This is a genomic window from Halomonas sp. THAF12 (assembly GCF_009363675.1).
Classification (GTDB): domain Bacteria; phylum Pseudomonadota; class Gammaproteobacteria; order Pseudomonadales; family Halomonadaceae; genus Halomonas; species Halomonas smyrnensis.
This window is the reverse complement of sequence record NZ_CP045399.1, coordinates 3608488-3629576: the sequence shown is the minus strand read 5'-3', so window position 1 is coordinate 3629576 and position 21089 is coordinate 3608488. Positions and strand designations below refer to the sequence as shown.

The 21089-nt window shown below is 70.0% G+C and carries 20 protein-coding genes and 1 pseudogene; 10 read left to right on the top strand and 11 right to left on the bottom strand.

Translation table 11 applies throughout. The features are described from left to right. The first annotated feature begins 5 nt into the window (after window positions 1-5). Window positions 6-1808, top strand: a complete 1803-nt coding sequence (locus FIU88_RS16880; protein WP_253742599.1) for a bifunctional diguanylate cyclase/phosphodiesterase — start codon at window positions 6-8, stop codon at window positions 1806-1808. Window positions 1809-2034: 226 nt separating this feature from the next. On the opposite strand, the gene ftsZ is transcribed toward FIU88_RS16880, so the two are convergent. Next, on the bottom strand, window positions 2035-3144 hold the full coding sequence (gene ftsZ, locus FIU88_RS16875) for a cell division protein FtsZ (RefSeq protein WP_152479955.1): 1110 nt from the start codon (window positions 3142-3144) through the stop codon (window positions 2035-2037). A gap of 225 nt (window positions 3145-3369) precedes the next feature. Between ftsZ and FIU88_RS16870 the strand changes: the two genes are divergently transcribed. After that, window positions 3370-5223 (top strand): methyl-accepting chemotaxis protein, encoded by a 1854-nt coding sequence (locus FIU88_RS16870; protein WP_152479954.1) that lies wholly within the window; start codon window positions 3370-3372, stop codon window positions 5221-5223. A gap of 25 nt (window positions 5224-5248) precedes the next feature. Here FIU88_RS16870 and FIU88_RS16865 read toward each other — a convergent pair whose 3' ends face one another. Further along, window positions 5249-6175: a LysR family transcriptional regulator gene (locus FIU88_RS16865; RefSeq protein WP_152479953.1), complete on the bottom strand. Its 927-nt coding sequence runs from the start codon at window positions 6173-6175 to the stop codon at window positions 5249-5251. A 159-nt stretch (window positions 6176-6334) separates the two neighbouring features. On the opposite strand from FIU88_RS16865, the gene FIU88_RS16860 reads away from it, so the two are divergent. Continuing rightward, a complete protein-coding gene (locus FIU88_RS16860; protein WP_016855905.1) occupies window positions 6335-7111 on the top strand; it encodes a ferredoxin--NADP reductase in 777 nt (258 codons plus the stop codon). A gap of 83 nt (window positions 7112-7194) precedes the next feature. On the opposite strand, the pseudogene FIU88_RS19460 reads toward FIU88_RS16860, so the two are convergent. The 4 genes and pseudogenes from FIU88_RS19460 to FIU88_RS16845 all read right to left on the bottom strand — a co-directional run. Continuing rightward, a pseudogene (locus FIU88_RS19460) lies at window positions 7195-7296 on the bottom strand (P-II family nitrogen regulator); the annotation flags it as partial. 28 nt (window positions 7297-7324) lie between these two features. Continuing rightward, window positions 7325-7663, bottom strand: coding sequence for a P-II family nitrogen regulator (glnK, locus tag FIU88_RS16855; protein ID WP_016855904.1), 339 nt, complete (start codon window positions 7661-7663; stop codon window positions 7325-7327). A 144-nt stretch (window positions 7664-7807) separates the two neighbouring features. Beyond that, on the bottom strand, window positions 7808-9130 hold the full coding sequence (locus tag FIU88_RS16850; protein ID WP_016855903.1) for an ammonium transporter: 1323 nt from the start codon (window positions 9128-9130) through the stop codon (window positions 7808-7810). Between the two features lie 39 nt (window positions 9131-9169). After that, entirely contained in the window at window positions 9170-9508 is a 339-nt protein-coding gene (locus FIU88_RS16845; protein WP_016855902.1) for a P-II family nitrogen regulator, read from the bottom strand. Window positions 9509-9809: 301 nt separating this feature from the next. Between FIU88_RS16845 and FIU88_RS16840 the strand changes: the two genes are divergently transcribed. After that, entirely contained in the window at window positions 9810-10211 is a 402-nt protein-coding gene (locus FIU88_RS16840) for an accessory factor UbiK family protein (RefSeq protein ID WP_152479952.1), read from the top strand. Between the two features lie 74 nt (window positions 10212-10285). Then, a complete protein-coding gene (locus FIU88_RS16835) occupies window positions 10286-11791 on the top strand; it encodes a YifB family Mg chelatase-like AAA ATPase (protein ID WP_016855900.1) in 1506 nt (501 codons plus the stop codon). 45 nt (window positions 11792-11836) lie between these two features. Here FIU88_RS16835 and FIU88_RS16830 read toward each other — a convergent pair whose 3' ends face one another. Together FIU88_RS16830 and FIU88_RS16825 are read right to left on the bottom strand one after the other, a co-directional pair. Then, entirely contained in the window at window positions 11837-12346 is a 510-nt protein-coding gene (locus FIU88_RS16830; protein WP_152479951.1) for a hypothetical protein, read from the bottom strand. Next, the gene (locus FIU88_RS16825) at window positions 12343-13326 is read right to left on the bottom strand and encodes an alpha/beta hydrolase (RefSeq protein ID WP_016855898.1); all 984 of its coding nucleotides are present in this window, start codon (window positions 13324-13326) and stop codon (window positions 12343-12345) included. Before FIU88_RS16825 ends, FIU88_RS16830 begins: the two co-directional genes overlap by 4 nt. 230 nt (window positions 13327-13556) lie before the next feature. Here FIU88_RS16825 and FIU88_RS16820 point away from each other — a divergent pair, with 230 nt between their 5' ends. Next, window positions 13557-15731: a malate synthase G gene (locus tag FIU88_RS16820; protein WP_152479950.1), complete on the top strand. Its 2175-nt coding sequence runs from the start codon at window positions 13557-13559 to the stop codon at window positions 15729-15731. 153 nt (window positions 15732-15884) lie between these two features. Beyond that, window positions 15885-16298, top strand: coding sequence for a PaaI family thioesterase (locus FIU88_RS16815; protein WP_016855896.1), 414 nt, complete (start codon window positions 15885-15887; stop codon window positions 16296-16298). Here the strand turns inward: FIU88_RS16815 and FIU88_RS16810 are convergent. Beyond that, window positions 16274-16666 (bottom strand): DUF423 domain-containing protein, encoded by a 393-nt coding sequence (locus FIU88_RS16810; protein ID WP_152479949.1) that lies wholly within the window; start codon window positions 16664-16666, stop codon window positions 16274-16276. The two genes, FIU88_RS16815 and FIU88_RS16810, sit on opposite strands and share 25 nt — an antisense overlap. Before the next feature lie 232 nt (window positions 16667-16898). On the opposite strand from FIU88_RS16810, the gene thiS reads away from it, so the two are divergent. From thiS to trmB, 3 genes are all read left to right on the top strand, one after another. Further along, window positions 16899-17099, top strand: coding sequence for a sulfur carrier protein ThiS (gene thiS / locus FIU88_RS16805; RefSeq protein WP_016855894.1), 201 nt, complete (start codon window positions 16899-16901; stop codon window positions 17097-17099). A 236-nt stretch (window positions 17100-17335) separates the two neighbouring features. Then, window positions 17336-18133, top strand: coding sequence for a thiazole synthase (locus FIU88_RS16800; RefSeq protein WP_152479948.1), 798 nt, complete (start codon window positions 17336-17338; stop codon window positions 18131-18133). 38 nt (window positions 18134-18171) lie between these two features. Then, window positions 18172-18918, top strand: a complete 747-nt coding sequence (gene trmB, locus FIU88_RS16795; RefSeq protein ID WP_152479947.1) for a tRNA (guanosine(46)-N7)-methyltransferase TrmB — start codon at window positions 18172-18174, stop codon at window positions 18916-18918. Between the two features lie 365 nt (window positions 18919-19283). On the opposite strand, the gene FIU88_RS16790 is transcribed toward trmB, so the two are convergent. Both FIU88_RS16790 and FIU88_RS16785 read right to left on the bottom strand, forming a co-directional pair. Further along, entirely contained in the window at window positions 19284-20198 is a 915-nt protein-coding gene (locus tag FIU88_RS16790; protein ID WP_152479946.1) for an AEC family transporter, read from the bottom strand. Between the two features lie 120 nt (window positions 20199-20318). Next, window positions 20319-21017 (bottom strand): FKBP-type peptidyl-prolyl cis-trans isomerase, encoded by a 699-nt coding sequence (locus FIU88_RS16785; RefSeq protein WP_152479945.1) that lies wholly within the window; start codon window positions 21015-21017, stop codon window positions 20319-20321. Window positions 21018-21089: the final 72 nt, after the last annotated feature.

Sequence of the window (21089 nt, the reverse complement as noted above, 5' to 3'; positions counted from 1 at the left end):
ATCGCATGCAGGATGATCACGACGCGTCACCGGCGGTGACGGCACACCATGAGACGGCCGGGCAGTTCGACGAGCTGGGGCGGATTCTCGACGAGGACGCGATCACGCCGCTGTTCCAGCCCATCGTCGATGCCGGCTGTCAGGGCATCTTCGGCTACGAGGCGCTGGCACGCGGCCCCGAGGGATCGCCGCTGCACTCGCCGGTGGCGCTGTTCGACTGCGCCCGCCAGGCGGGGCGGCTGCTGGAGCTGGACCTGCTGTGCCGCCGGCGGGCCATCGAGGCCTTCGCCCAGGGCGGGCTGCCCGGGCGGCTGTTTCTCAACGTGATGCCGGCCTCGCTGCTCGAGCACGACTTCCGCGAGGGCCTGACCCGCGCCTACCTGGACGGCGTGGGGCTGTCGCCGGAGCGGGTGGTGATCGAGCTCACCGAGCACCTGCCGATCCACGACTATGCGCTGATGCGCCAGGCCGTGGATCACTACCGGCGCATGGGCTTCCAGGTGGCGCTGGACGACCTGGGGGCCGGCTATTCGAGCCTGCGTCACTGGGCCGAGCTGCGTCCGGATTTCGTCAAGGTGGATCGTCACTTCGCCCATGGCATCGATCGCGATCCGGGCAAGCGACAGTTCCTGAGCTCGCTGCTCGATGTGTCGAAGAGCCTCGGCTGCCAGGTCATCGCCGAGGGCATCGAGACCGACGGCGAGCAGCGCTGCCTGTGGGAGATGAACTGCACCCTGATGCAGGGCTATCACTTCGCCCGGCCGTCGCGGCATCCGCCGACCCGGCTCGAGCCCACTCTGCCGGCGCGCCAGGAGGTGTCCGGCTCCTTCGGCACCACGGCCGCCATGCTGTGCCGGCATCTGGAGCCGGTGCGCCAGGGCACGCCGGTGCCCGAGGTGGTGGAGCGTTTCCGCCACGATCCGGAACTGCGCTGCCTGGCGGTGCTGGACGACGACGATCGCCCGGTGGGCGTGGTGCGCCAGCACGCGTTCCTGGGCGTGTTCGCCAACCCCTTCAGCCACTCGCTGCATGCCCGGCGGGCCATCGACGAGCTGATGGATCGCCGCATGCTGGTGGCCGAGGCCTCGATGCCGCTGGAGGCGTTGAGCCGGCGCATCACCGGTTCGCCCAAGGCGGGTCGCGACGACTTCGTGATCGTCGACGAGGCGGGCCGCTATCGCGGCCTGGGGCAGATCATCGATCTGCTGCGCGAGATCACCGCGATCCAGGTGCGCACGGCGCGCCAGGCCAACCCACTCACCGGCCTGCCCGGCAACGAGGCGATCCACGACACCCTGGCCGCCTGCCTGGCCCGGGGGCGCGCCTTCGTCGCCGTCTATGCCGACCTCGATGCCTTCAAGGCCTACAACGATGCCTACGGCTATGCCCGGGGCGACCAGGTCATCCTCTCGCTGGGACGGATGCTGCAGGAGGAAGTCGGCGAGGAGGGCTTCGTCGGCCACGTGGGTGGCGACGACTTCATGCTGGTGCTGCCGGAGACATCGGCCCGGGAGCGCTGCGAGGCGATCCTGTCGCGCTTCGCACACTTCGCGCCAGAGTTCTATTCGTCGGTGCATCGCGAGGCCGGCGGCTTTCCGGGCCACGATCGCGAGGGGCGTGAGCGCTTCGTGCCGCTGATGTCGCTGTCGCTGGCCTATCACGCCGTCGCACCCGGGGCAGAGAAGACCGCCATGGACATCGGCAATGTGCTCGCCGAGCTGAAGGGGCAGGCCAAGCGTCAGCCGGGCAACAGCCTGTTCATCGATCGTCGCCAACCGGGCCCGGGTAAGCCTGTCGCCGAGAAGTGACTTGGCGCCAGGTTGGCCGGATGCGGTAGCGAATGGACCCGGATCGGCTGCCCAGCACCCACGCCTTCTCCGTCGCACGGATCATGCACACCGGCCTGCTCAGCTGCGGGCCTGACACGCCGCTGTGCGAGGCCGCCATGTGCTTGAGCCCGCGATCCTGGTGGTCGGGGAGGGGCGGACCCCGAGCTTCAGCGTCTATCCGACGACGGCGACGCGCCCGTTCGCCTCAGCGCCGCTTGAGGCGGCTCAGGAAGTCGTCGAGATCCAGCAGCGAGTCCTGCTGCGAGCCGTCCCGTCGCTCGGTGGCCTCGACCGGCGGGGCCCGGCGCGGCTCGGAGGCGGGCCGTGTCCGACCGGGCGAAGGCGGCCTCGAGCGGGCGACCTCCAGCCCGGTGGCGATCAGCGAGACCCGCAGTCGCCCCGCCATGTCGGGATCGAGGGCGGTGCCGACCACCCGCATGGCGTCTTCGCCGGCCAGTTCGGCGACCTGGCGCCCCACCTCGTCGAAGTCGGCCAGGCTCAGATCGGCGCCGGCAGTGATGCTGACCAGCACGCCGGCGGCCTCGGCCAGGTCGGTGGCCTCCAGCAGCGGGTGCTCCAGGGCCGCGCGCACCGCCGCGCCGGCGCGATCCTCGCCCGTGCCCTCGCCGGTGCCGATGCGCGCCCGGCCGGGCCGGCGCATCACCGCGGCCACGTCGGCGAAGTCGATGTTGATCAGCCCCGGCCGGGTGATGACCTCGGCGATGCCGGTCACCGCCTCGCGCAGCACGTCGTTGACGGCGGCGAAGGCGCGCATCATCGAGGCACCGTGGCCGAGGGTCGGCAGCAGGCGGTCGTTGGGCACCACGGCCAGGCAGTCGACCCGGCCGTCGAGCGCGGCGATGGCCTCGTCGGCGGCCTGCTGGCGCCGCTGGCCCTCGAAGCCGAAGGGGCGCGTCACCACGGCCACGGTCAGCAGGCCCATCTCGCGGGCCAGGTCGGCGATGGCCGGGATCGCGCCGCTGCCGGTGCCGCCGCCCATGCCGGCCATCAGGAACACCAGGTCGGCGCCGGCCAGCCGGGCGCGCAGGCCGTCGCGACTCTCCTCGGCGGCCTGCCGACCGGCCTCGGGGTCGGCCCCGGCGCCGAGGCCGCGGGTGGTGGCGCTGCCGATGGGCATCGCCACGCCCTGGGGCAGCAGCTCGAGGGCCTGACGGTCGGTGTTCACGGCGATGGCGTCGATGCCGTCGAGATCGGTGGTGTCGATCAGGTGGCGGACGGCATTGCCGCCGCCGCCGCCGATGCCGACCACCTTGAGGGCGGCGGGATATTCCTGGGGAAGCTGTGGGTCGCTCATGCGTCCTGTCGCGGGGTCGGTGAGGAAGTGGGCGTCTCCCCATCATCGGCCAAAGTGCCGCCTCCTTGAAAGGTCTGAAGTGCGCCTCGCAGGGCGCGGGGAGATCGGCGGCACGCGCCGACGGCTAAAGTCGGCGCGTGCCGTGGCCGATAGCAGGGGAGCTCCCGGTTCCTGGCAGCCGTGGACCGGTACAAGACCAACTCCCCATGACCCATGAGAGTGACCATGCTGACTTCCCTGCGCTTGCGTATCCTGCTCGCCGCCCTGGCGGTGATCGTCGCGGCCCTGATCCTCAACGGAGCGATCAGCTACTTCACCGTCCGCTCCCACAACGACGACCAGATCGCCCAGAACCTGCGCGCGGTGGCCGAGGGCAACGCCCAGGCCATCGAGGAATGGGTCGATGCCCGCAGCGGCATGCTCGAGGCCCTGGATGCCGTGGCCGTGTCCGACGAACCGCTGGCCGCCCTGGAGCAGCTGCGCGTGTCCGGCGACTTCATGAACACCTACCTCGGCGATACCGAGGGCGGCGTGGTGTTCTCGGCCAGCGACACGCCGGAGGGTTACGATCCGCGCCAGCGCCCCTGGTACAGGCAGGCCGTGGAGGCCGGTCACGTCGTGGTCACTGCGCCTTACGAGGATGCCACCTCCGATGGGCTGGTGGTGACCTTCGCCGCGCCCTTCTATCGCGGCGGTGAGCTGGTGGCGGTGGCCGGCGGCGACGTGGCGATCGACGCCATCGCCGACATCGTCGGCCGGATCGCGCCCACGCCTTCGAGCCTGGCCTTTCTGGCCAGCGCCGATGGTACCCTGGTGGCCCACCCCGATCCGGCGCTGAGCCTCGAACCGGTCGAGCGTCTCTCGCCCGCCCTCGATCGGACCGGCCTCGCCGCGCTGGCCGAGCGTGACACGCCGAAGCACCTCGATCTCGGCGGCGCCGACAAGCGTCTGCTCGCCGGCCCCATCGCCGGCACCGACTGGCAGCTGGTGGTGGCCCTCGACGACCACGAGGCGACCGCCGGGCTGCGCGGCATCATGAGCGCCTCGAGCATCACCCTGGTGCTGGTGGCGCTGGGCGCCGCCGCGATCCTCGGCGCGCTGCTCAAGGTCGCCTTCCGCCGCCTGCTGGCGACCCGCGACGCCATGGAGCACGTGGCCAGCGGCCACGCCGACCTGACCCGCCGACTGCCCGAGGAGGGCAACGACGAGGTCACCCAGCTCGCCAACGCCTTCAACCGTTTCGTGGCGCGCATGGAGTCGGTGATGCTGACCATCCGCGACAGCAGCGAGTCGGTCAACGTGGCGGCCACCGAGATCGCCCAGGGCGGCCAGGACCTGTCGCGGCGCACCGAGAACGCCGCCTCCAGCCTGCAGCAGACCTCGGCCTCGATGGAGGAGATCACCGGCACCGTGGAACACACCGCGGATGCCTCGCGGCAGGCCAGCGGCCTGGCGAGTTCGGCCAGCGAGGTGGCACGCCGCGGCGGCGAGGCCATGGGCCAGGTGCGCGAGACCATGCAGGGCATCACCGAGTCGTCGCGCCAGATCGCCGAGATCGTGAAGATGATGGACAGCATCGCCTTCCAGACCAACCTGCTGGCGCTCAACGCCTCGGTGGAGGCGGCCCGGGCCGGCGAGCAGGGCCGCGGTTTCGCCGTGGTGGCCGGCGAGGTGCGCCAGCTGGCCAGCCGCAGCGCCGAGTCGGCCAAGCAGATCCGCGCGCTGATCGATACCTCGGCGACCCGCACCGAGGAGGGCGAGCGCCAGGTGCAGGCCGCCGGCGAGACCATGGAGGAGCTGGTCGAGAGCGTGACCCGCGTGGCCGACGTGCTGGGCGAGATCACCAGCGCCACCGGCGAGCAGAGCGATGGCATCGGCCAGGTCAACGTGGCGGTCTCGGAGCTGGACAACATGACCCAGCAGAACGCCGCCCTGGTGGAGGAATCGACCACCGCCGCCGAGCGGCTCAAGGAGCAGGCCGAGCGGCTGGCCGAGGCCGTGGGGGGCTTCACCCTGAGCCGGCACGCCGCCGCCGCGGCGCTGCCGGATGCGTGGGCCCGCCGCGGCGAGCCCGCCTGATCACGGGCAGCGTCTCGCCCCGCCTTCAGGACTGGTGGGGCAGGTCGATCTCGTCGCTGCAGCGGATGCCTTCGGTCATCTGCCGGCACAGCTTGAGGAATTCGCGCATGCCGGGGGCCAGGTACTTGTGGCGATGCCAGATGAAGGCGAACTGGCGGCTCAGGTCCAGGTCGGGGGTGGGAATCGGCACCAGGCTGCCGCGACGGAAGGCGTCGCGCAGCGCCAGGCGCGAGACGCAGCCGATCCCCAGCCCCGACTCCACGGCGCGCTTGATGCCTTCGGTGTGCTCCAGCTCGAGCAGGGTGTTGAAGCGCCCGCGCCGGTGCCGGGCGGCCTGCTCCAGGGTCAGCCGGGTGCCGGAGCCTTCCTCGCGCATGATCCAGTCCTCGCGCAGCAGCCGGTCGAGCTCCACCGGGCCCTGGCCGGCCAGCGGATGGCCCGGGGCGCAGAACACCGCCAGCTCGTCCTCCACCCAGGGCTGGGTGATCACTTCCTCGTCCTCGCACTGGCCCTCGATCAGGCCCAGGTCCAGCTCGTGGTGGCGCACGCCGTCGATGATGGTGCGGGTGTTGCGTACCTGCAGGCGGATGCGGCTGCCCGGATGCTGCTGCATGAAGTCGCTGATCAGCAGCGTGGCCAGGTAGTTGCCGATGGTCAGGGTGGCGCCCACATCGAGGGTGCCGACGCCCTGCTGGCCGCGCAGCAGTTCCTCGACCTCCTCGGCACGGTCGAGCAGCGCCACGGCCTTGGGCAGCAGCTGGAAGCCCAGGGCGTTGAGCTTGAGGCGCTTGCCGATGCGGTCGAGCAGGCGGCAGTCGAACTGGCGTTCCAGCTCGGCCAGGGCGGTGCTGGCCGCCGACTGGGACAGCGCCAGGGCGCGGGCGGCGTGGGAGACGCTCTCGTGCTGGGCCACGGCCACGAACACCTCGAGCTGGCGCAGGGTATAGCGCATGGGGAGGGCTCCGGATCAGTATATCTGGAGTATAGATAAGCTTTATCCATACAACCCATTTAACAGATATCCTGCCGTCTCTTAGAATCCTCTGCAAAGATCAATCGGCGCAATTATGAGTTTTCGGTATATGCGCTCTCGCGAAACATAGGAGTCGGCATGAGCAAGTTCGCCCTGGAAGAAGTCCTCAGCGTTCATCACTGGAACGACACCCTGTTCAGCTTCAAGACCACCCGCGAGCGCAGCCTGCGCTTCAAGAACGGTCAGTTCGTGATGATCGGCCTGGAAGTCGACGGCAAGCCGCTGATGCGCGCCTACTCCGTGGCCAGCCCCAACTACGAGGATCACCTGGAGTTCTTCTCCATCAAGGTGCCGGACGGCCCGCTGACCTCACGCCTGCAGCACCTCAAGGTCGGCGACCAGATCATGGTCAGCCGCAAGCCCACCGGTACCCTGGTCACCGACGACCTGCTGCCGGGCCGCAACCTCTACCTGCTGTCCACCGGCACCGGCCTGGCGCCGTTCATGAGCCTGATCCAGGATCCGGAGGCCTACGAGCGCTTCGAGAAGATCGTGCTGATCCACGGCGTGCGCACCGTCAGCGAGCTGGCCTATGCCGACTTCATCACCAAGGAACTGCCGGCCCACGAGTACCTGGGCGAGGAGATCAGCGAGAAGCTGGTCTACTACCCGACCGTGACCCGTGAGGAGTTCCACACCATGGGCCGCCTGACCGACCATATCCGCAGCGGCAAGCTGGCCGAGGACACCGGCCTGCCGCCGCTGGACCCGAAGCAGGACCGCGCCATGATCTGCGGCAGCCCGGCCATGCTCGACGAGACCAGTGCGCTGCTGGACGAGCTGGGCTTCAACATCTCGCCGCGCCTCGGCGAGCCCGGCGACTACGTCATCGAGCGCGCCTTCGTCGAGAAGTAAGCGGCCAGCGCCGAGCTACAAGAAAACCCCGAAGGTTGAGCCTTCGGGGTTTTCTTTTGCTTCCGGCGATTTCAGCTTGCCGCTTAGACGGCGTCTTTATCCGTCTCGCCGGTGCGAATGCGGCGGTGCGGCGTTCCGCTGACCTGCTCCAGGGCGGTGACGAAGATCTTGCCATCGCCGATCTTGCTGCAGGGTTAAGCGCGACCTGGGTAATCAGACGGCGTCTTTATCCGTCTCGCCGGTGCGAATGCGGATGACCTGCTCCAGGGCGGTGACGAAGATCTTGCCATCGCCGATCTTGCCGGTGTTCGCGACCTGGGTGATGGCGTCGATCACCTGCTCGGTCATCGGCTCGTCCACGGCCACCTCGAGCTTCACCTTGGGCAGGAAGTCGACGACGTACTCGGCGCCGCGATAGAGCTCGGTGTGGCCCTTCTGACGGCCGAAGCCCTTGACCTCGGTGACGGTGATGCCCTGGACGCCGATGTCGGAGAGCGCCTCGCGGACGTCGTCGAGCTTGAACGGTTTGATGATGGCGGTCACCAGCTTCATGGTCATCTCCTCGATGGTTCGTATCCGATGGCGCCACTCGCCATCCCTGACGGAATCATTGTGCCAGAGCATACACCCACGGCGTGAAGAACAAAAAAATGGCCCCGCGAGGGGCCATTTCGTGTTGCCGTCAGGACGGGGCGATCAGGAGCGCGCGGCCATGTGCGACTGGCCGGCGCTTTCGCTGCGGGCACGACCGGAGGAGCCGCCGCCACCGTGCACCTTGGAGACGGTGAACTCGGGGTAGGCCTCGAGACCGCACTCGGCCAGGTCGACGCCCTCGTATTCCTCTTCCTCGCTGACGCGGACGCCCATGATCGCCTTGATGATCAGCCACACCACCAGGCTGGCGAGGAAGACCCAGGCGAAGATGCCGAGGATGCCGATGATCTGGGCGCCGAAGGAGGCACCGTCGTTGGTCAGCGGCACGGCGAGCACGCCCCAGATGCCGACCACGCCGTGGGCGGAGATGGCACCGACCGGGTCATCGAGCTTCAGCTTGTCGAGGCTGATGATGGAGACCACCACCAGCAGGCCACCGACGGCACCGATCAGGGTGGCGCCCAGGGCGCTGGGCGACAGCGGATCGGCGGTGATGGACACCAGGCCGGCGATGGCGCCGTTCAGGGCCATGGTCAGGTCGGCCTTGCGGAACCAGGCCTTGGCCAGGATCAGCGCGGCGATCACGCCGCCGGCGGCCGCGGCGTTGGTGTTCACCAGCACCTGGGCCATGTTGTTGGCGGAGCTCACGTCGGACACCTTCAGCTCGGAGCCGCCGTTGAAGCCGAACCAGCCCATCCACAGGATGAAGGTACCCAGGGTGGCCAGCGGCATGTTGGCGCCGGGGATGGCGAAGATGCTGCCGTCCTTGCCGTACTTGCCCTTGCGCGGACCGAGCACCAGCACGCCGGCCAGCGCCGCGGCCGCACCGGCCATGTGCACGATGCCGGAACCGGCATAGTCGGAGAAGCCGAGCTCGGAGAGCCAGCCGCCGCCCCAGGTCCAGTAGCCGGAGACCGGGTAGATGACGCCGGTCATCACCACGGCGAAGGCCAGGAAGGCCCACAGCTTCATGCGCTCGGCCACGGCACCGGAGACGATGGACATGGCGGTGGCCACGAACACGACCTGGAAGAAGAAGTCGGCGCGCATGGAGTAGTAGGGAGCGTCGTCGCCGCCGGCGGTGACCGCGGCCACGGTGTTGTCGTCACCCAGCAGGAAGCCCAGGTTGGGCAGGATGCCGCCCGCGTCGCCGGAGTACATCAGGTAGTAGCCCAGCAGCAGGTACATGGTGCAGGCGATGGCGAACAGGGCGATGTTCTTGGTCAGGATCTCGGCGGTGTTCTTGGACCGCACCAGGCCGGCCTCGAGCATCGAGAAGCCCGCGGCCATCCACATCACCAGGACGCCGCAGATCAGGAAGTAGAAGGTATCGAGCGCATAGCTCAGCTCGGTAATCTCGTTCATGGCTGTCACTCCAGACGGAAAGGGAGAGAGGCGGTCGGGTTAGACGGCGTCGGCACCGCGCTCGCCGGTACGGATGCGGATGACATCCTCGAGCGGAGTCACGAAGACCTTGCCGTCGCCGATCTTGCCGCTGTTGGCGGCGCTGCAGATGGCGTCCAGCACGGTGTCGAGGCGGCCATCATCGACGGCGATCTCGACCTTGACCTTGGGCAGGAAGTCGACGACGTACTCGGCGCCGCGATAGAGCTCGGTGTGGCCCTTCTGGCGGCCGAAGCCCTTGACCTCGGTGACGGTGATGCCCTGAACGCCGTTGTCGGCGAGCGCCTCGCGCACGTCGTCGAGCTTGAAGGGCTTGATAATGGCGGTAATCAGCTTCATCCCGGATCTCCCCATTGGATGAGCGCGGGCTGCTCCGCGCGGTGTGTGTGCAGGTTTTCCTGTCATTGCTTAAAACGTGCCACTAAACCGAATTTGCCATGGTTTTCATGATCTTGTTTTTCCAACCTGACCCGATGGTGAGATTCTGGTGCAGGCGGGGCAGGGCGCCGTGCACTGATTTGATGCCGGTGAGCGATCGCTTCGCACCATCCGGGGGCGAAGCCCGCGGCACGCGGGAATGCGCCCGTCGAACGGCTTGCGTATCCTTGGAGTCAGCCCCATTCCACTCAGGAGAGAGATCATGGTCAGCCAAGACCGCATCGGCCGCCTGGCCCAGCAGATCGGCGAGCGCCTGCAGGGCGCCTCACAGGCGCCGGAAGACGTGCAGAAAGGCATTCAGCAGGTGGTGCGCGGCGCCTTCGACCGGCTCGAGCTGGTGTCGCGGGAGGACTTCGACATCCTGATGGACGTGCTGCAGCGCACCCGCGGCCGGGTCGAGGCGCTGGAGCAGCAGGTCGCCGCCCTGGAAGAGGCGCTGGACGCCAGCCGCTCGGGCGGCGAGGTGCCGGCCGTGGCGGACGAGGCCTCGATCGATGCTGCGGCAGCCGACGCTGCGGCAGCCGATGCTGCGGCAGCCGGTGCTGCGGCGGACGAGGAGCCCCCGTCCTCCCCCGAGGAGGGCGCCGGCGAGTCCGGCCGCTGATCCCGAGCCGCCACCGGGCGGTCCCCGCCGTGCTGAACTAGCCTTAAGGGCAGAATCAGCGCGAGGGACCGCCGATGACCCTGTCGATCGTTCGCACCCGGGCCGGTCTCGGCCTCGAGGCCCCCGAGGTGCTGGTGGAAGTGCATCTGGCCAACGGCCTGCCCGGCATCACCCTGGTCGGGCTGCCGGAGACGGCCGTCAGGGAGAGCCGCGAGCGGGTGCGCAGTGCGCTCGTCAACGCCGGCTTCGACTTCCCGCTGCGTCGCATCACCCTCAACCTCGCGCCCGCCGACCTGCCCAAGGAAGGCGGGCGCTTCGACCTGCCCATCGCCCTGGGGATATTGGTGGCCTCGGGGCAGATTCCCGCCGCGGCGCTGGCCGAGACCGAATGCGCGGGCGAGCTCGCCCTGGACGGGGCGCTGCGCCCGGTGGCCGGGGTGCTGCCGCTGGCGCTGGCCACGCGCCGTGCCGGGCGGCGGCTGATCGTGCCCCGGGCCAACGCCGATGAGGCGGCGCTGGCCGGCGGCCTCGAGGTGCTGCCCGCCGATCATCTGCTCGAGGTGGTGGCGCACCTGCTGGGGCAGGCGCCGATCGCACCCCATCGGGCGTCGCGTCCCGCCGAGGCCCCGTTGGCGGGGGCCGACCTCGCCGAGGTGCGGGGCCAGCATCAGGCCCGGCGGGCCCTGGAGGTCGCCGCCAGCGGCGGCCACAACCTGCTGCTGGCCGGCCCGCCCGGCACCGGCAAGACCATGCTGGCCAGTCGCCTGCCCGGCATCCTGCCGCCGCTGACCGAGGACGAGACCCTGGAGGTGGCGGCGGTGCGCTCGGTGTGCGGGCTGCCGCTCGACGAGGGCTGGGGGCGCCGGCCCTTCCGGGCGCCCCACCACACCGCCAGCGCGGTGGCGCTGGTCGGCGGCGGGTCGCGGCCCAGGCCCGGCGAGATCTCGCTGGCCCACCGCGGCGTGCTGTTTCTCGACGAGCTGCCCGAATTCCCCCGCCAGGTGCTCGAGGTGATGCGCGAGCCCATGGAATCCGGGCGCATCCATATCGCCCGCGCCAGCCACGAGCGGCGCTATCCGGCGCGCTTCCAGCTGGTGGCGGCGATGAACCCCTGCCCCTGCGGCCATCTCGGCGATCCACGCCGGGCCTGCCACTGCACCGCCGCCCAGATCCAGCGCTATCAGGCGCGACTCTCCGGCCCGCTGCTCGACCGCATCGACCTGCAGGTGGAGGTGCCGGCGCTGCCGCCGGAGCAGCTGACCGCCCATGAGCGAGGCGAGCCCTCGGAGGCGGTGCGCGAGCGGGTGCTGGCGGCCCGCGAGCGCCAGTGGGCGCGCGGCGCGCTCAACGCCCATCTGGCCAGCCGCGAGCTGGAGGACGCCTGCGCGCTGAACGGGGCGGATCGGGCCTGGCTGGCCGGGGTGCTGGAACGGCTGAACCTCTCGGCGCGGGCCTATCACCGGGTGCTGCGGGTGGCGCTGACCCTGGCCGACCTGGCCGGCGAGGCACGCCCCGGGCGCGAGCAGCTGATCGAGGCGATCGGCTATCGCCAGCTCGATCGGCTGCTGCAGGGGCGCTGAAGGGAAGAGGTGTCGGCCTTGTCCGGAGGCTGGTCCAGGCCTCGCCTAGAGCGCGCTGGCGTCCAGGGCGCCATCCAGCTGCGCCTGCCACAGCGGCGTGTCGCTGCCGGGGCGGCGCAGGGTCAGCTGCAGGCGATAGGGCAGCAGGGTGCGGTCGGACAGCGCGAGACGCGGGCCGGCCGCGATCAGCCGGCTGTCCAGTCGCCACTGATTGGCCTCGGCACCCCGTGACAGCGCGGGCTGCCAGTCCAGCACCTGGGGGCTCTGCTCGAGTCCCAGCAGGGCGCGGGTCAGGCTCTCGAGCAGGCGATCGCTGCCGACGCCGAGGCCGGCATCGACCTCCGGCGTGGCCAGCAGCAGCACCTCGTCGGTCAGGGGGCTCGGCAGCGGCGGCGCCTCGCCCACCCGCTCCGCGGCCCGTTCGCCGAGGCCGAACAGCGCCTGGCGGACCGTCTGGGGGTGCTCCGGGCCACCGGTGGCGCAGCCGGTGAGCAGCAGCACCGTCATCACAAGCGTCAGCAGGGGCGGCAGCAGGGCGAAGCGGCGACGGCTCATCGGCGGGAGGCCCTCCGGGCGGTGGGCGAGGGAGCGTCGGCTTCCTCGAGGTTGGCGATGAAGCGCGTGAGCTCCTCGAACAGCACCCGGCGGATCGGCTCGGCCTCGTTGACCAGGTGATGGCGGGCCTCGGGGTGGCGATGGACCTCGGCCCGCGGGAACTTGCGCGTCAGCACCTCCAGGTTCCACTCCCAGTCCACCGTCAGGTCCTGCTCGCCCTGCAGGATCAGCGTCGGCAGCGGGCTGGCCGGCATGGCCAGCAGCCGCGGCATCCAGCGGCGCATGGCGTCCACCCACTCCATGGCCAGCCGGTCCGGCTGCAGCGGGTCGCTCTCGCGCAGGAAGGTGGCGAAGTCGCTGTCGGTGGAGTTCTCGCGGAAGCGGCGCGGCACCGAGCGCACGAAGGGGCCCAGCAGGCGGTGCAGCCAGCTCGACTGGTTCCAGCCCCAGGGGCGTACCAGCGGGGCCAGCAGCGCCAGGCCGCTCCAGTGGCCGTCGTCGCCCCGGCGCAGGGCGTCGGTGGCGAGGATCGCCGCGCCGGTGCTCTGGCCGATGCCGACCCAGGGGCGGGGCGCCAGGTCGCGGGCGGTCAACTGGGTCTGCAGGTTGTCCAGGCAGCTGCCATAGTCATCGAAGTCGGCGATGGTGGCGCGGGGGCCGCTGGACAGCCCGTGACCCGGCAGGTCCCACAGCACCACCTGCCAGCCGCGCTCGAGCAGGCACTCGAGCAGGTGGCGGTAGAGGCCGAGGTGATCGTAGTAGCCGTGCACCACGAACACGGTGCCGCGGGGCGACGGCGGGCGCCAGATCTGGGTCCACAGGCGGAAGCCGTGAGCGTCCACGTATCCCACGTGCAGGCCCACCCGCTCGGCGAGCAGCGGCGCCAGGCCGTAGTGGCCCAGATAGCCCTTGAGCGGGCGGCCGGACGGATCGGCCGGGGCGATGGGGCCGAGCGCCTGCAGGGGAGTGAAGTCGGTCATCGAGTCCTCCGTGGTGGCTGACCATGCTAGCGCTCCGTCGGTACGGTCACCAGCGTCGGTTTCCAACGCCTCCGGCCTCGTCTATTGGTCGAGTCTCGGGGGTGGTTCGCGGGCGCCGGGTTTACATGTGGAAGTATTTTCCACAATACTGAGTGCACGCAGTCACCCTTGCCTGTCCGGCCGCTTGGCGCTTGGGGAGCGCCGAAACGCCTCGCATAGGAGAACGACCCATGACCCAACGCATCACTCGCCATCGCCTGCAGGTGGCCGCCGAGCTGGACCGCTTCGTCAACGAGCAGGCCCTGCCGGGCTCCGGCGTCGACCCCGAGGCCTTCTGGGCCGGCATCGACGCCCTCTTTCATGATCTGACACCGCAGAACCGCGAACTGCTCGCCGAGCGTGACGCCATGCAGGCCGAGCTCGACGCCTGGCACCGCGAGAACCGCGGCCCGGTGCGCGACATGGCCGCCTACCGCGGCTTCCTCGAGCGCATCGGCTACCTGCAGCCGGCGCCGGCCGAGGTCAAGGTCACCACCACCAACGTCGACCGCGAGATCGCCGTCCAGGCCGGCCCGCAGCTGGTGGTGCCGGTGAACAATGCCCGCTACGCGCTGAATGCCGCCAATGCCCGCTGGGGCAGCCTCTACGACGCGCTCTACGGCACCGACGCCATCGCCGACGAAGACGGCGCCGAGCGCGGCGACGGCTTCAACCCCAAGCGCGCCGAGAAGGTCATCGCCTACGCCCGCGGCGTGCTCGATCGCGCCGCGCCGCTGGCCACCGGCTCCCACGCCGAGGCCGTGAAGTACGCGCTGCGCGACGGCCACCTGGTGGTGAGCCTGGCAGGCGGGCGCGAGACCGGCCTCAAGGAGCCGGGCAAGCTGGTCGGCTACCTGGGTGAGGCCGACGCGCCGACCTCGGTGCTGCTGGCCAACAACGACCTGCACCTGGAGATCCAGATCGACGCCACCCACCCGATCGGCAAGACCGATGCGGCGGGCGTCAAGGACGTGGTGGTCGAGGCCGCGCTGACCTCGATCATGGACTGCGAGGACTCGGTCGCGGCGGTGGACGCCGAGGACAAGGTCGGCGTCTACGCCAACTGGCTAGGCCTGATGGCTGGCGACCTCGAGGAGCCGATCGAGAAGGGCGGCAAGCGCTTCACCCGCAAGCTGGCGGCGGATCGCACCTGGACCGCGCCGGACGGCGGCGAGGTGACCCTGCCCGGCCGCTCGCTGCTGTTCGTGCGCAACGTCGGCCACCTGATGACCACCCCGGCGGTGCTGGACGCCGACGGCAACGAGCTGCCGGAAGGCATCCTCGACGCGGTCATGACCAGCCTGCTGTCGATCCGCGATCTGCAGAAGGGCGAGGGCGAGGCCCGCAACTCCCGCGAGGGCTCGGTCTACATCGTCAAGCCGAAGATGCACGGCCCGAAGGAAGTGGCCTTCACCAACGAGCTGTTCGGCCGCGTCGAGGACCTGCTGGGCCTCGCGCGTGACACCCTCAAGATGGGCATCATGGACGAGGAGCGCCGCACCTCGGTCAACCTCAAGGCCTGCATCGCCGAGGCGACCTCGCGGGTGGTGTTCATCAACACCGGCTTCCTCGACCGCACCGGCGACGAGATGCATACCGCCATGCAGGCCGGCCCCATGGTGCGCAAGGGCGACATGAAGGGCGCCGCCTGGATCGGCGCCTACGAGCGCAACAACGTTCAGGTCGGCCTGGCCTGCGGGCTGCGCGGCCACGCCCAGATCGGCAAGGGCATGTGGGCCATGCCGGACCTGATGGCGGCCATGCTCGAGCAGAAGATCGGCCATCCCAAGGCCGGCGCCAACACCGCCTGGGTGCCGTCGCCGACCGCCGCTACCCTGCACGCCCTGCACTATCACCAGGTCAGCGTGACCGAGGTGCAGCGCGAGCTGGAGGCCCAGGGCGAGCCGGACCTGCTCGACGAGCTGCTGACCGTGCCGGTGGCCGAGAACACCGACTGGTCCGAGGACGAGCTGCAGCAGGAGCTGGACAACAACTGCCAGGGCATCCTCGGCTACGTGGTGCGCTGGGTCGAACAGGGCGTCGGTTGCTCCAAGGTGCCGGACATCCACGACGTGGGCCTGATGGAAGACCGCGCCACCCTGCGCATCTCCAGCCAGCACGTGGCCAACTGGCTGTACCACGGCGTGGTCGACGAGGACCGCGTGCGTGCCACCCTGGAACGCATGGCCAAGGTGGTCGACGAGCAGAACGCCGGTGACCCGGCCTACTCGCCGATGAGCGCCGACTTCGCCGGCTCCCACGCCTTCCAGGCCGCCTCGGACCTGATCTTCAAGGGCATCGAGCAGCCCTCCGGCTACACCGAGCCGCTGCTGCACCACTGGCGCGCCGTCCACAAGGCCGGCTGATCGCCAAACGCGCCGTTCGCCGCCCCCTTCATGGGGGCGGCGTTCGTTGGGGGCGAGAACAATGAGAGAAGGGAAAAGGGAGATGCCCCGGGTGTGCGTCGCGCGCGGGCTGGGCTATCTTGTGGCCATCGTTCAGCCGCAGGGAGCGCGCCCATGACCGTGATGACCGCCGCCGCCATCGAGGAATTCCTCGACGAGGTGTTTCCCCAGCGTGCCGGCACCATCGAGGGCGTCGGCGAGGGCCGCGCCACCATGAGCCTGGCCATCGAGGACGAGCACCTGCGCCCCGGCGCCAGCGTTTCCGGCCCGACCCTGATGGGCCTGGCCGACGTCTGCCTCTATGTGGCGATCCTGGCCCAGATCGGCCCCGAGCCGATGGCGGTCACCAGCGACCTGCACTGCCGCTTCCTGCGTCGCCCGCGAAGCGATCGCGACCTGATCGCCAATGCCCGGCTGCTCAAGCTGGGCCGGCGGCTGGCGGTGGGCGAGGTACAGCTGTTCTCCGACGGCGAGGAGGCGCCGGTGGCGCTGGTCACCGCGACCTATGCCTTGCCCGATAATGACTGACCCCGCCAGGCCGTCACGGCCAGTGCCAGCCAGCCGAGGATCAGCAGCCCGCCGCCGATCGGCGTGACGGCGCCGAGCATCTTCGCGCCGCCGATCGCCAGCGCGTAGAGCGAGCCCGAGAACAGCGCCATGCCGGCCAGCCACAGGCCGAGGACCCAGCGCTGGCCGGCCAGCGGCCGCGCGGCGCGCCAGGCCAGCACGCCGAGCATCGCCAGGGTATGCCAGGCCTGGTAGCGCACCCCGGTCTCGAACACCGTCATCAGCCTCGGCGGCAGCGTGCCGTTCAGGGCATGGGCGCCGAAGGCCCCGGCCATCACCGTCAGGGCGCCGCACAGCGCCACCGCCATCCACCAGCCGCGATCCTGCATGCTGTCTTTCTCCCGTTGGGGTGTGTTCCGTGATGTCTGAGCAGGGGGCCGGGGACAGGCCAGAGCGGGGTCTTTGCCAGGGACGGCAAAAGGTAGCGCCCAGGGATGGGGTCACAGCGCCCCGCGGCGGCCTGTTGCCAGGCCGGCCCCGCCAGGTCTGCGCCATACCGTACCCGGGGGCGCCCCGAGGCGCTACAATATGGGCCCGCGAAATCGCAGCCCGGAGGATGCCATGCAGATCCAGCTCAACGGCGAGGCGCGCACCCTGGAGGCCGAGGCCTCCGTGGCCCAGCTGGTCGAGACCCTCGGCCTGGCCGGACGGCGCATCGCCGTGGAGGTCAACGAGGAGATCGTGCCCCGAAGCGCCCACGGCGAGACGCGCCTGGCCGACGGTGACCGGGTGGAAATTGTCCATGCCATCGGTGGCGGCTGAAGGAAAACACTGATTTATCGCTGCGCTCGACGACCCATAGGGAAGTGGGAAGTGCGTTGGTTCGTCGGGAACGAACCTAGCCATCTTGGCCGCCGGAGGTACTCGAGCGCGAGCCCGGCCAATATCCTCATTTACTGGCGTGTAAACTCCGGTATTTCCGTTCCGGCGTCGCCCAACCTATCTTCGCTCGCAAGAAAAATCAGCGCTTTCCCCTGAGCCATAGGAGAAATATACGCATGACCGACTTCTTCCAGGACGCGCCGCTGCGCGTCGCCGGCCGTGAATTCGCCTCGCGCCTGCTGGTGGGCACCGGCAAGTACCGGGATGTCGACGAGACCGGCGAGGCCATCGCCGCCAGCGGGGCCGAGGTGGTGACCTTCGCCGTGCGTCGCACCAATCTGGGGCAGGATGCCTCGGCGCCCAATCTGCTCGACGTGGTGTCCCCGGAGCGCTATACCCTGCTGCCCAACACCGCCGGCTGCTACACCGCCCAGGACGCGGTGCGCACCTGCCGGCTGGCCCGCGAGCTGCTCGACGGCCACAACCTGGTCAAGCTCGAGGTGCTGGGCGACGACACCACCCTGTATCCCAACGTGGTGGAGACCCTGGCCGCCGCCGAGACCCTGGTCAACGACGGCTTCCACGTCATGGTCTACACCAGCGACGATCCCATCGTCGCCCGCGAGCTGGAGCGCCTCGGCTGCTGCGCCGTGATGCCGCTGGGCTCGCTGATCGGCTCCGGCCACGGCATCCAGAACCCGCACAACATCCGCCTGATCATCGAGCAGGCCAGCGTGCCGGTGCTGGTGGATGCCGGCATCGGCACCGCCTCCGAGGCCGCCCAGGCCATGGAGCTGGGCTGCGACGGGGTGCTGATGAACTCCGCCATCGCCCACGCCCGCCAGCCGGTGCGGATGGCCGGCGCCATGAAGCAGGCGGTGCAGGCCGGCCGCGAGGCCTTCCTCGCCGGACGCATGCCGCGCCGCCAGGGCGCCGAGCCCTCCTCGCCGCTGGCCGGGCGCATCAACGCCTGATCCTGACCTTTCGACCTTCACGAGTTTCGACGCCGCGCATGAACGACGAACAACGCCCCGACACGCCCTCGACCGAGGGTCCCGAGAGCCCCGACGCCCCGCTGCATCGCCGCGGGATCAAGAGCTACGTGCTGCGTGCCGGGCGCATGACCGCCGCCCAGACCCGCGGCCTCGAGGAGGTGTGGCCGCGTCTGGGGCTGACCCTCGAGGACGGCCGCCAGGACCTCGAGACGCTGTTCGGGCGTCGCGCCCCGGTGGTGCTGGAGATCGGCTTCGGCATGGGCGGTTCGCTGATCGAGCAGGCCGAGACCCATCCCGATACCGACTTCATCGGCATCGAGGTGCATGCGCCCGGCGTCGGCAAGCTGCTCGACGAGGCCGACAAGCGCGGCCTCACCAACCTCCGCGTCTATCGCGAGGACGCCCTGCTGGTGCTCGAGCGGTGCCTGCCCGAGGGCAGCCTCGACACCCTGCAGCTGTTCTTCCCCGACCCCTGGACCAAGAAGAAGCACCACAAGCGGCGCATCGTCCAGCCGGCCTTCGTCGAGCTGGTGCGCACCCGCCTCAAGCCAGGCGGCACCCTGCACATGGCCACCGACTGGGAGGCCTACGCCGAATGGATGGCCGAGGTGATGGCCGAGGCCCCGGGCTATCGGAACACCGCCACCGACGACACGGCGCCCTACGTGCCGCGCCCCGAGTTCCGCCCGCTGACCAAGTTCGAGCAGCGCGGCGAGAAGCTCGGCCACGGCGTCTGGGACCTGATCTTCCGCCGCGTCGACTGAGCTCGCCCGAGCCCACGCTTCCTCCTGCGCCCCGGCCCTCGTGCCGGGGCGCTCGCGTTTGGCGGCGGCCGGCGAGGCGCGCGTGCATAAAAAAGGCCGCCGTGACGGCGGCCGAGGCACTTCCCCTGCGGGGTCGCAGAAGCCTGGACGATCTCGAACGAACGCGAGCGCAAAAGAAAGCCGCCCTGGGCGGGGCGGCGAAAGACCGTGACTAGCAATGAGGAGGAGAATCCCCGCGGAGGACTGGCAAGGCTCCGTGGGGTCTGACACGCACCTCGGCGATGTCATGGATATAGAGTAAATCATTCTCATTTGTGTGGTCAACACTAACGAGAATCTTTTTTATTTGAAGGGGGCGGCCCTGCTCAGGCGACGAGGCGCAGCCACAGCGGCAGGCTGATCATGGCCAGCAGGGTCTGGGCGGTGATCAGTGCCGCCATCAGCTCGGCATCGCCGCCCAGCTGCCGCGACAGGATATAGGCCGAGGTGGCGGTGGGCAGGGCGGCGAAGAGCAGCACCACGTCGCGGCTCACCGGCCCCAGGCCGAGCAGGGTGGCCAGGCCCAGCACCAGCGCCGGCAGCAGCGCCAGCTTGATCAGGGTCGAGGTCCAGAGGCCGCCGTCGCGGCGCAGCATCGCCTGGGGGCGCAGCGCCACGCCCACCGCCACCAGGCCCAGCGGCAGCGCCGCCCGGCCGAGCAGGGCCACCGCCTCGTGGCTCCAGCCGGGCAGGCCGACCCCCGTGAGGTTGAGTCCGGCGCCGGCCAGGCAGGCCAGGATCAGGGGGTTGCGGGCCAGGGCCCTCAGGCTGGCGCCCACGCCGCCCTTGCCCAGGGTGCCGGCGGCGAGGAAGGTCAGCACGCACAGCACGTTGACCAGCGGCACCATCAGCGCCACGGCGACCGCCGCCACGGTGGCGCCCGCCGAGCCGTGCAGGGCGGCGGCGCCGGCCACGCCGACGTAGGTGTTGAAGCGCAGCGCGCCCTGGAAGACCGAGGTGAAGGCCGGCATGTCGAGCCCCAGCCGCGGGCGCAGCGTCCACAGGCCGACGGCCAGCAGCAGCAGGCTGCCGAGCAGCACCAGGGCCAGGCGGGCGACCGGCACCGCGCGGATGTCGGCCTCGGCCAGGGTGGCCACCAGCATCGCCGGGAACAGCAGGTAGTAGATCAGGCCCTCGAGGCGTGCCCAGAAGTCGCCGCCGGGCCAGGGGCCGCGGCCGAGCAGGGCGCCGAGCAGGATCAGCAGGAACAGTGGCCCGAGGGCGCCGATGATGCTTTCCATGACGATGCCATTCCCTGGTCAGTGGTGAGCGCGGCGCGTCGGGCCGCACAACGCAAGGCGGCCGGCCCCGAGGGAGGCCGGCCGCCGGTCACGCCATCGAGGCGCGCTCGCCGCGGGCGATCAGCCTTCGGCGTTGTCCGGGTTCACGTCGAGCAGCTCGACCTTGAACACCAGGGTCTCGTTGGGACCGATCGGGCCCTGACCGCGGCTGCCGTAGGCGAGGTCGGCCGGGATCACGACCTCCCAGGTGTCGCCGACGTTCATCATCTTCAGGGCCTCCTGCCAGCCCTCGATGACCTGGCCGACCTGGAAGCTGACCGGCTCGCCGCGCTCGTAGGAGCTGTCGAAGACGGTGCCGTCGATCAGCTTGCCTTCGTAGTTGACCTGGACGGTGTCGCCGTCGCTGGGCGAGGCGCCGTCGCCGGCCTCGATCTCGCGATACTGCAGGCCGGAGTCGGTGACGGTCACGCCATCCTTCTCGGCGTTCTCGGCCTGGTAGGCCTCGCCCGCGGACCGGTTCTCCTCGGCGAGCTGCTGGGCCTCGGCGGCACGCTGCTGCATGGCCTGCTGCTGGAAGGCCTGCATGGTGGCGTTCATCTCGTCCTCGGTCATCTCCAGCTCGTTGTCGTCGAAGACGTCCTGCACGGCCTGGGTGAAGGCGTCGACGTCGAGGTCGGAGACGTCCTGCTGGATGCTCTTGCCCAGGGTCACGCCGAGGCTGTAGCCGAGCTTCTCGCCGTCGGTATCGGGGGCGGCCAGTGCCAGGGGGGCAGCGGTCAGCAGCGCCGTCAGGGATGCGGTAGTCAGCAGTCGCTTCATGAAAATGCCTTGTACTCCGGCGCCTTGGCGCCATCGGTGAATGGGACCCTTGGGACTCTAACAGGGCCGGGT

Coding starts and splice junctions, on each gene's coding strand:
- FIU88_RS16825 (WP_016855898.1), bottom strand. CDS start 13,326: ATGACCGACTTCACTCCCCTGCAGGCGCTCGGCCCCATCGCCCCGGCC.
- FIU88_RS16860 (WP_016855905.1), top strand. CDS start 6,335: ATGAGCAAGTTCGCCCTGGAAGAAGTCCTCAGCGTTCATCACTGGAAC.
- FIU88_RS16835 (WP_016855900.1), top strand. CDS start 10,286: ATGACCCTGTCGATCGTTCGCACCCGGGCCGGTCTCGGCCTCGAGGCC.
- FIU88_RS16850 (WP_016855903.1), bottom strand. CDS start 9,130: ATGAACGAGATTACCGAGCTGAGCTATGCGCTCGATACCTTCTACTTC.
- ftsZ (WP_152479955.1), bottom strand. CDS start 3,144: ATGAGCGACCCACAGCTTCCCCAGGAATATCCCGCCGCCCTCAAGGTG.
- FIU88_RS16785 (WP_152479945.1), bottom strand. CDS start 21,017: ATGAAGCGACTGCTGACTACCGCATCCCTGACGGCGCTGCTGACCGCT.
- FIU88_RS16845 (WP_016855902.1), bottom strand. CDS start 9,508: ATGAAGCTGATTACCGCCATTATCAAGCCCTTCAAGCTCGACGACGTG.
- FIU88_RS16870 (WP_152479954.1), top strand. CDS start 3,370: ATGCTGACTTCCCTGCGCTTGCGTATCCTGCTCGCCGCCCTGGCGGTG.
- FIU88_RS16810 (WP_152479949.1), bottom strand. CDS start 16,666: ATGCAGGATCGCGGCTGGTGGATGGCGGTGGCGCTGTGCGGCGCCCTG.
- FIU88_RS16830 (WP_152479951.1), bottom strand. CDS start 12,346: ATGAGCCGTCGCCGCTTCGCCCTGCTGCCGCCCCTGCTGACGCTTGTG.
- FIU88_RS16800 (WP_152479948.1), top strand. CDS start 17,336: ATGACCGACTTCTTCCAGGACGCGCCGCTGCGCGTCGCCGGCCGTGAA.
- trmB (WP_152479947.1), top strand. CDS start 18,172: ATGAACGACGAACAACGCCCCGACACGCCCTCGACCGAGGGTCCCGAG.
- FIU88_RS16880 (WP_253742599.1), top strand. CDS start 6: ATGCAGGATGATCACGACGCGTCACCGGCGGTGACGGCACACCATGAG.
- FIU88_RS16840 (WP_152479952.1), top strand. CDS start 9,810: ATGGTCAGCCAAGACCGCATCGGCCGCCTGGCCCAGCAGATCGGCGAG.
- FIU88_RS16865 (WP_152479953.1), bottom strand. CDS start 6,175: ATGCGCTATACCCTGCGCCAGCTCGAGGTGTTCGTGGCCGTGGCCCAG.
- FIU88_RS16815 (WP_016855896.1), top strand. CDS start 15,885: ATGACCGTGATGACCGCCGCCGCCATCGAGGAATTCCTCGACGAGGTG.
- FIU88_RS16820 (WP_152479950.1), top strand. CDS start 13,557: ATGACCCAACGCATCACTCGCCATCGCCTGCAGGTGGCCGCCGAGCTG.
- FIU88_RS16790 (WP_152479946.1), bottom strand. CDS start 20,198: ATGGAAAGCATCATCGGCGCCCTCGGGCCACTGTTCCTGCTGATCCTG.
- glnK (WP_016855904.1), bottom strand. CDS start 7,663: ATGAAGCTGGTGACCGCCATCATCAAACCGTTCAAGCTCGACGACGTC.
- thiS (WP_016855894.1), top strand. CDS start 16,899: ATGCAGATCCAGCTCAACGGCGAGGCGCGCACCCTGGAGGCCGAGGCC.